The 13,243-nt window shown below is 56.2% G+C and carries 13 protein-coding genes; 10 read left to right on the forward strand and 3 right to left on the reverse strand.

Going from position 1 to position 13,243, the window contains the following annotated elements:
- The first annotated feature begins 21 nt into the window (after positions 1–21).
- From rpsK to glmM, 8 genes are all read left to right on the forward strand, one after another.
- On the forward strand, positions 22–429 hold the full coding sequence (gene rpsK, locus O3648_RS07715; protein WP_005505028.1) for a 30S ribosomal protein S11: 408 nt from the start codon (positions 22–24) through the stop codon (positions 427–429).
- A gap of 139 nt (positions 430–568) precedes the next feature.
- Positions 569–1,561, forward strand: coding sequence for a DNA-directed RNA polymerase subunit alpha (locus O3648_RS07720; protein ID WP_279741260.1), 993 nt, complete (start codon positions 569–571; stop codon positions 1,559–1,561).
- Positions 1,562–1,666: 105 nt separating this feature from the next.
- Positions 1,667–2,320, forward strand: coding sequence for a 50S ribosomal protein L17 (rplQ, locus tag O3648_RS07725; protein ID WP_279741258.1), 654 nt, complete (start codon positions 1,667–1,669; stop codon positions 2,318–2,320).
- A 174-nt stretch (positions 2,321–2,494) separates the two neighbouring features.
- Positions 2,495–3,460, forward strand: a complete 966-nt coding sequence (gene truA / locus O3648_RS07730; protein WP_279741256.1) for a tRNA pseudouridine(38-40) synthase TruA — start codon at positions 2,495–2,497, stop codon at positions 3,458–3,460.
- A 365-nt stretch (positions 3,461–3,825) separates the two neighbouring features.
- Entirely contained in the window at positions 3,826–4,269 is a 444-nt protein-coding gene (gene rplM, locus O3648_RS07735; protein ID WP_005505035.1) for a 50S ribosomal protein L13, read from the forward strand.
- Positions 4,270–4,301: 32 nt separating this feature from the next.
- Positions 4,302–4,793 (forward strand): 30S ribosomal protein S9, encoded by a 492-nt coding sequence (gene rpsI / locus O3648_RS07740; RefSeq protein WP_279754883.1) that lies wholly within the window; start codon positions 4,302–4,304, stop codon positions 4,791–4,793.
- Positions 4,794–4,964: 171 nt separating this feature from the next.
- Complete coding sequence (gene ppk2 / locus O3648_RS07745; protein ID WP_279741251.1) at positions 4,965–6,032, forward strand: polyphosphate kinase 2; 1,068 nt, start codon at positions 4,965–4,967, stop codon at positions 6,030–6,032.
- 243 nt (positions 6,033–6,275) lie between these two features.
- Positions 6,276–7,634, forward strand: a complete 1,359-nt coding sequence (glmM, locus tag O3648_RS07750; protein ID WP_371569437.1) for a phosphoglucosamine mutase — start codon at positions 6,276–6,278, stop codon at positions 7,632–7,634.
- A gap of 164 nt (positions 7,635–7,798) precedes the next feature.
- On the opposite strand, the gene mscL is transcribed toward glmM, so the two are convergent.
- The 3 genes from mscL to coaA all read right to left on the reverse strand — a co-directional run bounded on the left by mscL (position 7,799) and on the right by coaA (position 10,461).
- On the reverse strand, positions 7,799–8,179 hold the full coding sequence (gene mscL, locus O3648_RS07755) for a large conductance mechanosensitive channel protein MscL (RefSeq protein WP_279741247.1): 381 nt from the start codon (positions 8,177–8,179) through the stop codon (positions 7,799–7,801).
- A gap of 292 nt (positions 8,180–8,471) precedes the next feature.
- Positions 8,472–9,344: a M15 family metallopeptidase gene (locus tag O3648_RS07760; RefSeq protein ID WP_371569441.1), complete on the reverse strand. Its 873-nt coding sequence runs from the start codon at positions 9,342–9,344 to the stop codon at positions 8,472–8,474.
- A 160-nt stretch (positions 9,345–9,504) separates the two neighbouring features.
- Positions 9,505–10,461 (reverse strand): type I pantothenate kinase, encoded by a 957-nt coding sequence (gene coaA, locus O3648_RS07765; protein ID WP_279754886.1) that lies wholly within the window; start codon positions 10,459–10,461, stop codon positions 9,505–9,507.
- A 184-nt stretch (positions 10,462–10,645) separates the two neighbouring features.
- Here coaA and glmS point away from each other — a divergent pair, with 184 nt between their 5' ends.
- Both glmS and O3648_RS07775 read left to right on the forward strand, forming a co-directional pair.
- Positions 10,646–12,529, forward strand: coding sequence for a glutamine--fructose-6-phosphate transaminase (isomerizing) (glmS, locus tag O3648_RS07770; RefSeq protein WP_279741241.1), 1,884 nt, complete (start codon positions 10,646–10,648; stop codon positions 12,527–12,529).
- Between the two features lie 252 nt (positions 12,530–12,781).
- A complete protein-coding gene (locus O3648_RS07775; protein WP_279754887.1) occupies positions 12,782–13,225 on the forward strand; it encodes a holo-ACP synthase in 444 nt (147 codons plus the stop codon).
- The last annotated feature ends 18 nt before the right edge of the window (positions 13,226–13,243 follow it).

A 13,243-nucleotide genomic window follows, 5' to 3' on the forward strand; every position in this document is an offset into this window, starting at 1 on the left:
ACCTTTGTAGGAGAATCAAAAATGCCTCCCAAGACTCGCGCTGCGGCAGCTCGTAAGACCAACCGCCGCAAGGTTAGCAAGAACATCGTTGCTGGTCAGGCTCACATCAAGTCGACCTTCAACAATACCATCGTCTCCATCACCGATCCCACCGGTGCAGTGATCTCCTGGTCCTCCGCTGGCGACATGGGCTTCAAGGGCTCCCGTAAGTCCACCCCCTATGCCGCACAGCTGGCTGCTGAGGCTGCTGCAAACCGCGCCAAGGAGCACGGCGTCCGCAAGGTTGACGTGTTCGTCAAGGGTCCCGGTTCCGGTCGCGAAACCGCAATCCGCTCCCTGCAGGCTGCAGGCCTCGAGGTCGGTTCGATCCAGGACGTTACCCCCGTTGCACACAACGGTTGCCGTCCCCCGAAGCGCCGCCGCGTCTAATTAGGTCTCGACCTAATCCCTCGACGGGCACACTCCGCAAGGAGCCGTACCCGGAGAGTACAGACACCCGTCTGCTTCCTAAGATATGTTTTCCCCAACCTGTGGGCTCATATAGCGGAGCTCACCGAAAGGAAACAAAGTGCTTATTGCACAGCGCCCCACTCTGACTGAAGAGGTCGTAGCGCCCAACCGCTCGCGCTTCACCATCGAGCCTCTGGAGCCCGGTTTCGGCTACACCATGGGTAACTCCCTTCGCCGTACTCTGCTGTCTTCCATCCCCGGCGCCGCTGTTACCAGCGTCCGCATTGATGGTGTACTGCACGAGTTCAGCACCGTTCCCGGCGTGACCGAGGACGTCACTGAGATTATCTTGAACATCAAGAAGCTCTCCATCTCTTCTGAGAACGACGAGCCCGTCGTGGCCTACCTGCGCAAGCAGGGCGAAGGTGAACTGACCGCAGGCAACATCGAGGTTCCCGCTGGCGTGGAGATCCACAACCCGGAACTGCACCTGGCAACCCTGAACGCCTCGGCAAACTTCAACGCTGAGCTGGTTATTGAGCGCGGTCGCGGCTATGTGACTGCAGCTCAGAACAAGGCCGGCGATGGCGAGATTGGCCGTATCCCGGTTGACTCCATCTACTCCCCGGTTCTGAAGGTTACCTTCAGTGTGAACGCGACCCGTGTTGAGCAGCGCACCGACTTCGACAGCCTGACTCTGGATGTCGAAACCAAGGAAGCCATCGCACCGCGTGACGCTGTTGCTTCTGCAGGCAGCACCCTGGTCGAGCTCTTCGGCCTGGCACGTGAGCTGAACATTGCCGCTGAGGGTATCGAAGTTGGCCCGTCGCCCGCCGACGAGTCCATGGCAGCTGATCTGGCACTGGCGATTGAGGAACTGAATATGTCCGTTCGTTCCTACAACTGCCTCAAGCGCGAGGGTATCCACACTGTGGGTGAGCTCGTGACCCGCAGTGAAGCTGACCTGATGGATATCCGTAACTTCGGTGCTAAGTCCATTGACGAGGTCAAGGCAAAGCTCATCGAACTCGGCCTGTCCCTGAAGGACTCCCCTCCCGGTTTCGAGCCTGCTGCACGCCCGCTTGATGACGAAGACGGTTCCGGCGAATAATTTCGACCGAATAGTTCACCCGGTTCCACCGGGATCAGTCAAACTTGATTCCCTAAGAGGCTCCGCTGCTGGGGCGTTAGGGAACGCAACTATGGAGATTTAACTATGCCTACTCCCACTAAGGGTCCCCGCCTCGGCGGTTCCCCGACCCACGAGCGCCACATGCTCAACAACTTGTCGGCGCAGCTGTTCCAGCACAAGCGCATCACCACCACCCTGACCAAGGCAAAGCGCCTGCGTCCGGTGGCAGAGCGCTTCATCACCTTCGGTAAGAAGGGCGACCTGGCTGCTCGCCGTCGCGTGCTGCGTTCCATCACCGACAAGTCCGTCGTGCACGAGCTCTTCACCGTTATTGCTCCGGCAATGGCAGAACGCCCCGGTGGTTACACCCGCATCATCAAGATCGGTAACCGCAAGGGTGACAACGCTCCCATGGCAGTCATCGAGCTCGTAATGGAGCCCGTTGCAACCCAGGGTGCAGTTGCTGAGGCAACCAAGGTTGCTGAGAAGGCAGCTGAGGGTACCAAGGCTGAAGCTGCTGAGGGTCTGCCCGCAGGTTCTCACGCACCCCTGGAGTCCGGCGAGGCTCCCGAGGGCTTCGAGGTTAAGGGTAACGCCGATTCCATGAAGTACCACGTGCCCGGTTCCCGCTGGTACACCAGCACCAAGGCTGAAATCTGGTTCGACTCCGCTGAGTCGGCAGAGGCTGCAGGTTATGCCCCCGCAGGTGGCGCAGCAGCACAGAAGGTTTCCGAGTAATACGGATTCCAGCTGATTTAGGCTAAGCCTAAAATATGCCAATCCGCCGTCCACTATTGTGGGCGGCGGATTGGCATATCTGCATACTTTAAGATGAATCTATTCCTGAGGGTACCCAATCTTCAAGAACTTTGCCAATATTTTCGTACACTATTACTGCTGAAAGGCACACCAATGCAGAATGCTACTGCTTTAGAGAATTACGAAGAGCAGCTTTTCATTGCTACGCACCGCGTACGAATTGATTGCGCCTACGACGGTTCCCTTTTCAGCGGATGGGCTGCCCAACCGAACCTTGTCACGGTGCAGGGAGTTATTGAGAACGCTCTTGAGCTGATTTTGCGTGCATCTCACCGCGTGGTGGTCGCGGGCCGAACTGATGCCGGTGTGCATGCGGAAGCTCAGACCCTGCATTGCGATCTGAGCGATGAGGATTGGACTCGCCTGCAAGGTCGAACGGGGGAGGATGACCCGACGGCTGCCCTAGGTCGCCGCCTCACCGGTGCTTTGCAACGTTGCCTCTACGATGCGGAAGAGCAGTTGAACTTGCCGAAGAACGTCCGCGGTATTATGCGGGGTGCTATTCAGATTCACCGGGTCGCTGAGGTTCCCTTCGATTTTGATGCACGCTTCTCTGCTACCGGCCGCCGCTACGTTTATCGCATTGTAGATGGTGCGGCGGACGGTCTTAACCCTCTGCAGCGCACCTACACCTGGGCAGTGCCTGAGTATCTGGATTGCGCTAATCTTAATGAATCGGCACAGCAGCTACTCGGTCTGCGTGATTTTCTCTCTTTCTGCAAACCGCGTGAAGGTGCGACCACGATTCGTGAGCTGCGAGAGCTTAGCTTCACTCGCACAGAGAGTGGTCTTATTGAGGTGCGCGTGGTGGCTGATGCCTTCTGCCATCACATGGTGCGTTCGCTCGTGGGTGCTCTGGTGCTCTACGGTACAGGTAAACGTGACGCCGCCTGGTTGCGTGAGCGGATTGAGAACCCTGGACGCGAGGCTTCGCTGACTTTGGCACCTCCGCACGCGCTTGCTCTGGCTGAGATTTACTACCCTGCGCCGGAGTTGTACGGAGAACAAGCTGAGCGTGCTCGAGCAATGCGTGAAGACCACGAGGCACAGAGCGTTTAACGCCCTGTGTATATTGAGCACCGTCATGTGCTGGAAGTGATAAGGGGCTCAACGTAGGAGCACAACCGTCGAGGGTGAATTACACGAATGGAATTTAAAAATGTGTTTAAGACAAAAAAGCCCTATTTTTAAGGCTTTGGCGGTGGATTAAGCACTCGACGTCCTGTATAGTCTTGATATGTTGTGCGTGTTCTACCCGGGCGCACTCTAAATCGCTGTCTAGTTGCAGGACGTTAAGGCGGTGTAGAGTACGGGCAGAACGGGCGGCAGCTCGGTCCTCACCCGGGTGTTCGTCATGCACGTAAGTAAAAGGCGCGATACCCAACTAAGCGCCGTATGTACATTTCGAGACAAAGGCCAATATTTTGCGCACTTATACTCCCAAGCCCGGCGAAGTCGAGCGCCAGTGGCACGTCATTGACGCCACCGACGTTGTTCTCGGCCGCCTCGCAAGCCAGACCGCTATCCTGCTGCGCGGTAAGCACAAGCCGACTTTTGCTCCCCACGTTGACACCGGTGACTTCGTTATCATCGTGAACGCTGAGAAGGTTGCCCTGACCGGTGCAAAGCTCGAGCAGAAGCGTGCATACCGCCACTCGGGTTACCCCGGCGGTCTGAAGTCCGTGAACTACGCAGAGCTGCTTGAGACCAACCCCGTTCGCGCGGTTGAGAAGGCTGTTAAGGGCATGCTTCCCAAGAACAAGCTTGCTGCACAGCAGCTCAAGAAGCTGAAGGTCTACGCTGGCCCCGAGCACCCGCACGCGGCACAGCAGCCCAAGACCTACGAATTCAACCAGGTCGCCCAGTAATTCGGGCCTACGAAGAAACAATAGGAGAAATCGTGGCTCAGAACGAAGAGCAGATCGTAGTCGAGGAAGAGCTGACCAGCTACACCTCGGAGTCCGCTGCCCCCGCAGCGGCTAAGGCAGCACGTCCGGCACTGACCGTTGCAGGCGCAGCAGTTGGTCGCCGCAAGGAAGCAGTGGCACGCGTTCGCGTTGTGCCCGGTTCCGGCAACTGGACCATCAACGGTCGTAGCCTGGAAGAGTACTTCCCCAACAAGCTTCACCAGCAGGACGTCAACCAGCCCTTCAAGCTCCTGGAGCTCGAGGGCGCATACGACGTAATCGCACGCATCAACGGTGGTGGCCCTTCCGGTCAGGCAGGCGCTCTGCGCCTGGGTATCGCTCGTGCACTGAACGAGATTGACCGCGAGAATAACCGCCCCGCACTGAAGAAGGCTGGCTACCTGACCCGTGACGCACGCGTCATCGAGCGTAAGAAGGCTGGTCTTAAGAAGGCACGTAAGGCTTCGCAGTTCTCCAAGCGTTAATCGCTGGTTTTACGAAGCACTACGCCCCGTCTATCCCATTGGGAGAGACGGGGCGTTCTGCGTATCTACCGGCCTTAAACGTTAAGGGTGTTTGTAACTGTTACGTTTGTTCATAGAAGAGCACACCGGTAGAGTTAAAGAGTCAAAGCAGACAGGAAGAAAAGAGTACTCATGGCAGAGCAGAATCCCTCCACCAAGCCCGAAGAGCAGGCAGTGGAGGCTCCTCAGACTGAAGCCGAGCAGCACACCGCTGAAGGCGCACACGCATACACCGATTCTGAGAAGAAACAAGCCATCAAGGAAGCTCTGAAGCCCCAGGCACGCCGCACCTCCGTCGTTGAAGACTACTCGGCAGAGCTGGACGAAATGGCTTCCCTCACCCGCGCCCTCGGCAAGGACAAGAAGGACGACAAAACCTCTCAGGCATGGAAGAAGGGCTACCCCTACGACACCAAGCTCAGTCGCAAGGCATACGAGAAGGAAAAGCGCGCCCTGCAGATCGAGCTGCTGAAGCTGCAGCTCTGGGCTAAGTCCACCGGTCAGAAGATCCTCATCATTTTCGAAGGCCGTGACGCAGCAGGTAAGGGTGGCTCCATTAAACGCTTCACCGAGCACCTGAACCCCCGTGGTGCTCGCGTTGTCGCACTGGAGAAGCCGACCGATATCGAACAGACCCAGTGGTACTTCCAGCGTTACATCAAGCACCTGCCCTCCGGCGGCGAAATCGTTCTGATGGACCGCTCCTGGTACAACCGTGCCGGCGTTGAGCGCGTTATGGGTTACTGCACCCAGGCACAGTACTTCGAGTTCATGCGCGAAGTTCCGGACCTGGAGCGCATGCTGGTGAACTCCGGTATCCACATCATCAAGTTCTGGTTCTCCGTCACCCGCGAAGAGCAGCTCGCACGCTTCACCTCCCGCCGTACCGACCCGGTTCGTCAGTGGAAGCTTTCCCCCACCGACCTAGCATCCTTGGACAAGTGGGACGACTACACCGCGGCGAAGGAAGCAATGTTCTTCTACACCCACACCGGTGACGCCCCCTGGACCGTTATCAAGTCCAACGACAAGAAGCGAGCACGTCTGGAAGCAATGCGTTATGTGCTCTCCCAGTTCGACTACCCCTCCAAGGATGAGGGTGTCGTGGGTGAACTCGATTCGCTGATTGTCCGCTCCGCATCACACGTCTTCGAGGACGAGTCCGGTGACTCCCCCGACGGATTCCCCGTCGTCAAGTAAGCGTTGATAGATAGGGGAGAGCAACAACTCAACCCTACGGCGATAGAACAGCTAAACAGCTTGCATTATGAAGGTGCCTGTCTCTCTTTTCCCAACCGCGGGAACGGAGAGCAGGCACCTTTGTGCGTCTGCAGAAACATTAGCTATGAAGCAGATATGTAGCCGCTGAAAATCACTTTCTGATTATGAAGAATTTACGGTGTATGCACCTAAGCAGAGTTATGCGCATCGTAAAATAAAAGGGTGACTGAACGACTTTTTGGAACCGACGGCGTACGCGGTCTGGCAAACGATGTAATTACTCCCGCCCTGGCTATGGAGCTCGCGCAGGCGGCTTCTATTGTTCTGGGCTTTGACACGGTAGAAGAGGGTGTACGCCCCCGTGCCGTGATCGCAAATGACTCCCGATCCTCTGCAGACTTTATTGTCTCTGCGATGAAGGCTGGCTTCGCTAGCGCAGGTGTTGACGTGCTGGATGCCGGTATTGTCCCCACCCCCGCAGCAGCTTACCTGGTGGCACACACCGGTGCTGACTTCGGCGTGATGATTTCTGCATCGCACAACCCCGCAGCGGACAACGGTATTAAGTTCCTGGCCCGCGGCGGCCAGAAGCTGGAAGACTCGGTTGAAGACGCTATTGAGCGTGTTTACCGCGATAAGTCCTTCCGCTACCCGACTGGTGGTGCTGTGGGTACCGTCAAGCCCCTGGAGAACGGTACCGAGGCTTACGTGGAGCACCTGGTCTCCACCCTGCCCGAAGGCACGCCCCTCGCAGGTATGAAGATTGTTCTGGACTGCGCAAACGGTGCAGCCTACACGGCATCCCCGAAAACCTTCGAAGCACTGGGTGCAGAGGTTATCGCACTGGCTGTAGAGCCTAATGGCACCAACATCAACGATGGCGTGGGTTCCACTCACCCCGAGAAGTTGCAGGCAGCTGTCGTTGAGCACAGTGCGGACCTCGGTATTGCCCACGACGGTGACTCTGACCGTTGCCAGGCAGTTGACGAAAAGGGCAACCTGGTAGACGGCGACCAGATTATGGCTATTCTGGCTGTTGCAGCTAAGCGCGAAGGTAAGCTCGTAAAGGACACCCTCGTCGCAACTGTGATGAGCAGCCTTGGTCTGGAACTGTACCTGCGCGAGCACGGCATTACCCTCGGCCGTACCGCTGTGGGCGATCGCTACGTCCTCGAGTCTATGCGCGAGCACGGCTACAACCTCGGCGGCGAGCAGTCCGGCCACGTCATTATGAGCGACTACGCAACCACCGGTGACGGCGTTCTGACCGGCATCCAGCTGGCTGCAGAGGTTGCCCGAAGCGGCCAGACCCTCTCCGAGCTGGCAACCCGCATGCAGCCCACCCCGCAGCGTCTGATCAATGTTAAGGGCGTTGACCGTCTGGCGGTCAAGACCAACGAGGCACTTGCTACCGCTGTGAGCAAGGCTGAAGGCATACTGGGTGACAGCGGCCGCGTGCTGCTGCGTGCATCCGGCACTGAGCATCTCGTTCGCGTCATGGTTGAAGCTGCAACCCAGGAGCAGGCTGATGAGGTTGCTCAGCAACTGGCAGACGTGGTGGCTAAGGAACTGGCACTCTAAACGTATTCTTCCCTAGCGGAGGATTGAGAAAGGGTTGGGAAGGTAACACTTTCCCAGCCCTTCTGCATTATCTTGAGTGGGTGCAGGGGGAAGAGGGTACGGAAAACCCCCGCATCCACAGGGGATACGGGGGTTTGAAACTTAGTGGTAGAGAGCAGAGCAAATTACTTCTTTGCCAGAGCGTCGCGGATCTCCTTCAGAAGGTCGAGCTCGGTCTCTTCCTTTTCAACAGCCTCGTCTTCAGCTTTCTGCTTAGCCAGTGCGATTTCAGTCAGCTTCTGAACCGGGATAACAACTGCGAAGTATACAGCAGCTGCAATCAGAACGAAGTTGACAACAGCGGTCAGGAACACACCAATCTTGACCTGGCCGAAGACCAGGAAGTCGTCGAAGTTGGGGGAGCCAATCAGCATGGAGATAGCCGGCATCAGGACGGCCTGGACAAGCGAGGTCACCACAGCGGTGAAGGCCGTACCCATAATCAGACCAACTGCGAGGTCGATGACGTTACCGCGGATCAGAAAATCTTTAAAACCCTTAAGCATGAGATATAGAATAGCGCCTTTTAGATGTTCAAAATGCCATATTCTGAGAAAATTTTCGCTGTAAAATATGTGTTTTTCTTCACAAGACTTCTAATGCGCCCAGTACTTCAGGTTTAGGTCACATGAAGCTGAGTGAAAATCTCTAAAACCTGCGAAAAACCGCGGATTTACAGGACTTATACGCGAAAAAATATATATCTACTGTGCCTATTTAATTCCGACACGGCAGCTAGAAATACGACACGCATCACCACCCAGCGCACCGGGTAAAGCCGAAAGATTAGCTCAGAGCCTAGTTCGCACTTGCATAATCGGGTGCCGCACCCGTACCGATAAACTCCTCAAAAGTCTTCGCGCCCGAAGACACATACTCCTGAGCAATCTGCACACCCACATAGCGATAATGCCACGGCTCAAAATGATAACCGGTTACCGACTGCCGACCATTAGGGAAGCGCAAAATATATCCGTAACGCGGAGCGTTCTTCGCCAACCACTGACCAGCCAGCGTATCGCGGTAACACTCCTCCAAGCGGCAACCCTCAGGAGAGGCAAAATCAATCGCCAAGCCAGTCTGATGCTCCGAATAGCCGGGACGAGCCGACAACTGGTCCGCCACTTGCTGACCGTTCACCGAAACCCAATACTGATAGGTCTGCTGCTGCACCGCATACGAACGATACGCGCTAGAAACAAGCAGAGTCACGCCATCAGCAACAGCCGCATCAATCATCGTATCTGCCGCCTTAGCCGCCTCAGCGCGCAATTGATGACTATAGAACTCCACCAGGTCACTCGGCTCCCAATCCTGCTGCGCAAAGGGGCGCATTTTATTCACGAGGCAACGCAATGAGTACGGCTGAGACTCAACACTCGGCTGTGCAAGCGCCAATGGGGAAGAAGATGCGCTCGCAGAAGCCGAAGCACTGGTAGCAGAAACAACAGGAGAGGGTGCGGCAGAAGAGGCCGCCGAAGCCGTCGCAGACTCAGCGGCAGAAGCACTCGCTGCAGAAGATGAAGAAGACGCTCCCTGACCCTGCGAACCACAAGCCGCCAATAAGGCGGTACCGCCAACACCCAAAGCGGCACCCAAGAGAGTACGGCGGTTCACCGCAGAACTATCAAAAGACTCCTGGGCGGTAGACGTACGGTGCAGGGACTTCACAATAACTCCTCATCATGGCGTAGATGCATACAAAAGCGCCGGATGCCTAAACCCGCCCCGGGAGGGAGTGGAACCTCCGGTGCCTTCTACTAGAATGCACCACAAACGCGCTACACGGGCAATTAAAGCCGCACACGAACAATAAAAACCTAAAGAACCTCTAGTTCTTACGCAGAAGAACCTGCTCCACGGTATGCTCGGCGCCCTTCTGTAGAATCAAATGCGCACGAGCACGAGTAGGCAAAATATTCTGCAACAGATTCGGCTCATTCACGCTCTTCCAAATGCCGGTCGCTATCTCAACTGCCTGCTCATCGCTCAACTCCGCATAACGCTTGAAATACGACTGAGGATTCGTAAAAGCCGAAGAACGCAGAGTCAAGAAACGACTCACATACCAGCGCTCAATATCCTCAGTGTGGGCATCCACATAAATAGAGAAATCAAAGAAATCGCTCAGCGTCAGATCAGAAGTCTCCGGCCCCTCAGTATGAGAAGGCGCCAAAACATTCAAACCCTCAAGAATCAGCACATCCGGTGCCGTGACCTCAATATGCTCATCCGGCATGATGTCGTAATACAGGTGCGAATACTTCGGCGCAACCACACGCTCAGCACCGGACTTCACCTGCGACACAAAATTCAACAGAGCACGGCGATTATAAGACTCCGGGAAACCCTTACGGTGCATAATGCCGCGACGCTGAAGCTCCGCGTTCGGGTACAAGAAACCATCCGTCGTCACCAGCTGAACATTAGGAGTAGACGGCCAACGACTCAAAAGAGCCTGCAAAATACGCGCCGTGGTCGACTTACCCACCGCAACAGAACCCGCCACACCAATAATGAACGGGACACGCCGCTGAGACACATGCAGAAAATCATTTGTCATATGGTTCAGGGAAGAAGCAGCAGTCACATACAGATTCAAAAGACGAGAAACCGGCAGATAAATACGCTGCACCTCTTCAAGGTCGACAGTTTCACCCAGACCTCGAAGAGACTCAATTTCCTCAGCGCTGAGGGGAACAGAAATCTCATCGGCTAGGTGCGACCAACGGGAACGGTCAAGATGCATGAAGCGGTCATCGCCAGAAATATACGGTGCGGTGCTCATTTATCTAAGTGTACGAACTTTCAGCCCGCGGGGAAAATACCCGCCCTCACCGTTTGTTTCACGAAATAAATTTATGAGAAGAAAAGGACACAACCGAAAAAGGTAGGAAAAGCCATAGTAAACGTGACGCATAACGGTTTTTCACCGTGCGCATATTCGGATACTTGTGGGATAAACTTATAGCATGTGTGGAATTGTAGGATATGTAGGTCTGGACACTGCTCCGGACGGTAACAAGTTTGACCACAACGCGTACGATGTGGTCCTCGAAGGTCTGCGCCGTCAGGAATACCGCGGCTATGACTCTGCCGGTGTGGCACTCGTATGCCCCGACGGCATCGTATTCCGTAAGAAGGCAGGCAAGCTCCTGAACCTCGAAAATGAGGTCAAGGAAAACCCCCTGCCGGAATCCCAGATTGGTATCGGTCACACCCGTTGGGCAACCCATGGTGGACCCACCGACAACAACGCTCACCCCCACGTCGTCGACAACGGCCGCCTCGCCGTCGTACACAACGGCATTATCGAAAACTTCGCAGAGCTGCGTACCGAACTGCTCGCCGAAGGCGTAGAGTTCGCATCTCAGACCGACACCGAGGTAGCTGCAGCAACCATCGCAAGCATCTACAATAAGCTCGGCACCGGTGACCTCACCGAGGCAGTGCGCGTCGCATCCAACCGCCTCGAAGGTGCATTCACCATCCTGGCAGTGCACGCAGACCACCCGGACCGCGTTGTGGCAACCCGTCGTAACTCCCCGCTGGTCATTGGCCTGGGCGAGAACGAGAACTTCCTCGGTTCGGACGTCTCCGCGTTCATTGACTACACCAAGGAAGCCGTCGAGATGGGTCAGGACCAGATTGTGACCATCACCGGCACCGACTACTCCATCATCGACTTCGAAGGCACCCCCGCAGAGGGCAAGCCCTTCCATATCGAATGGGACGCAGCAGCAGCTGAAAAGGGCGGCTTCAATTCATTCATGGAGAAGGAAATCCACGAGCAGCCCACCGCAGTTGAGCAAACCCTCATGGGCCGCCTCGACGAAAACGGCAACCTCACCCTCGACGAACTGAACATTGACGACTCGGTGCTGCGCACCATCGACAAGATTATCGTAGTCGCATGTGGTACCGCAGCATACGCAGGCCAGGTGGCACGCTATGCCATCGAGCACTGGTGCCGCATCCCCACCGAGGTTGAGCTGGCACACGAGTTCCGGTACCGTGATCCCATCGTGAACGAGAAAACCCTCATCGTGGCACTCTCGCAGTCTGGTGAAACCATGGACACCCTGATGGCAGTGCGCCACGCACGCGAACAGGGCGCAAAGGTTATCTCCATCTGCAACACCCACGGTTCGACCCTGCCCCGCGAATCAGACGCCGCGTTGTACACCCACGCAGGCCCCGAAATCGCAGTGGCATCCACCAAGGCATTCCTGGCACAGATTACCGCAGCATACCTGCTCGGCCTGTACCTAGCACAGCTGCGCGGCAACAAGTACAAGGACGAAATTGCTTCGATCCTCGCCGAGTTGCAGAACATGCCCGCAAAGATCCAGAAGGTCATCGACAACGACACCCAGGTCAAGGAACTGGGCGTCGAAATGAAGGATGCCTCCTCCGTGATCTTCCTCGGCCGCCACGTGGGCTTCCCCGTCGCAATGGAAGGCGCACTCAAGCTCAAGGAAATCACCTATATCCACGCTGAAGGCTTCGCAGCAGGCGAGCTCAAGCACGGCCCCATCGCACTGATCGATGAAGGCCAGCCGGTCATCGTAGTGGTTCCTTCCGCAAACGGTCGCGATTCTCTGCACGGCAAGGTCGTCTCCAACATCCAGGAAGTGCGCGCTCGCGGCGCCTTCACCATCGTCATCGCCGAGGAAGGCGACGAGGCCGTCAAGCCCTACGCGGACCGCCTCATCACCGTCCCAGCATGTCCCTCGCTGTTGCAGCCCCTGCTGGCAACGGTGCCCCTGCAGATTTTCGCATGCGCACTGGCAGAAGCTAAGGGCCTGGACGTTGACCAGCCGCGTAACCTCGCAAAGTCCGTGACCGTGGAGTAATCTTCGGAAATCGCCTCAGCGATAACGAAAGGGCGGTGGTTGAGTTCTTAAAAAACTTAACCACCGCCCTTGTCGTTTAATCTGGTGGTTATTCGTGGATGACCCAACAAAAATAGACGCTGTGAAACAGGTATCAATCATGCGTCATATTTGACGCCATCCCACCTAAAAGAAACGAATCTCGCTAGACTTAAAACAAGAGAAACCGCAAACAGGACGCGGTCACCACCCCTAACGTAAAAGGTGCAGCTCATGATTATGGGAATCGGCGTAGATACCGTCAACATTGAACGATTCGAACGAATTGTCACCGAAACACCCGCCTTCGTCCGCCGCATCTTCACCCCCAACGAACGCACCCGAAATGTACGCTCCCAAGCCGTACGATTTGCCGCCAAAGAAGCCGTCGCAAAAGTACTCGGAGCACCCGCCGGACTCAACTGGCAAGATTGCGAAGTCGCCACCGCCGAAAGCGGCCAGCCCTACCTTATCGTTCAGGGCACCATCGCCCGCCGTGTCAAAGAACTCGGCATCAACCGCATCCACCTCTCGCTGACCCACGACGAACCTGTTGCCATCGCAATCGCAACCGCCGAATACCTCAGTGACGCAGAACTGGCGCACCTGCAAAAGTTCAACCCCGAAAGCTACCGACTCAGCGTCATCGCCGGTGACGATACTACCGACGAAAACTAACGCAGAGTCACATCAACA

It is taken from the genome of Rothia sp. 27098_8_161 (genome assembly GCF_041432905.1).
In the GTDB taxonomy this organism is placed as follows: domain Bacteria; phylum Actinomycetota; class Actinomycetes; order Actinomycetales; family Micrococcaceae; genus Rothia.

Excerpts from the sequence above, each read along its gene's own strand:
- rpsK (WP_005505028.1), top strand. The coding sequence starts at position 22 with ATGCCTCCCAAGACTCGCGCTGCGGCAGCTCGTAAGACCAACCGCCGC.
- rplQ (WP_279741258.1), top strand. The coding sequence starts at position 1,667 with ATGCCTACTCCCACTAAGGGTCCCCGCCTCGGCGGTTCCCCGACCCAC.
- truA (WP_279741256.1), top strand. The coding sequence starts at position 2,495 with ATGCAGAATGCTACTGCTTTAGAGAATTACGAAGAGCAGCTTTTCATT.
- ppk2 (WP_279741251.1), top strand. The coding sequence starts at position 4,965 with ATGGCAGAGCAGAATCCCTCCACCAAGCCCGAAGAGCAGGCAGTGGAG.
- mscL (WP_279741247.1), bottom strand. The coding sequence starts at position 8,179 with ATGCTTAAGGGTTTTAAAGATTTTCTGATCCGCGGTAACGTCATCGAC.
- coaA (WP_279754886.1), bottom strand. The coding sequence starts at position 10,461 with ATGAGCACCGCACCGTATATTTCTGGCGATGACCGCTTCATGCATCTT.
- glmS (WP_279741241.1), top strand. The coding sequence starts at position 10,646 with ATGTGTGGAATTGTAGGATATGTAGGTCTGGACACTGCTCCGGACGGT.
- O3648_RS07775 (WP_279754887.1), top strand. The coding sequence starts at position 12,782 with ATGATTATGGGAATCGGCGTAGATACCGTCAACATTGAACGATTCGAA.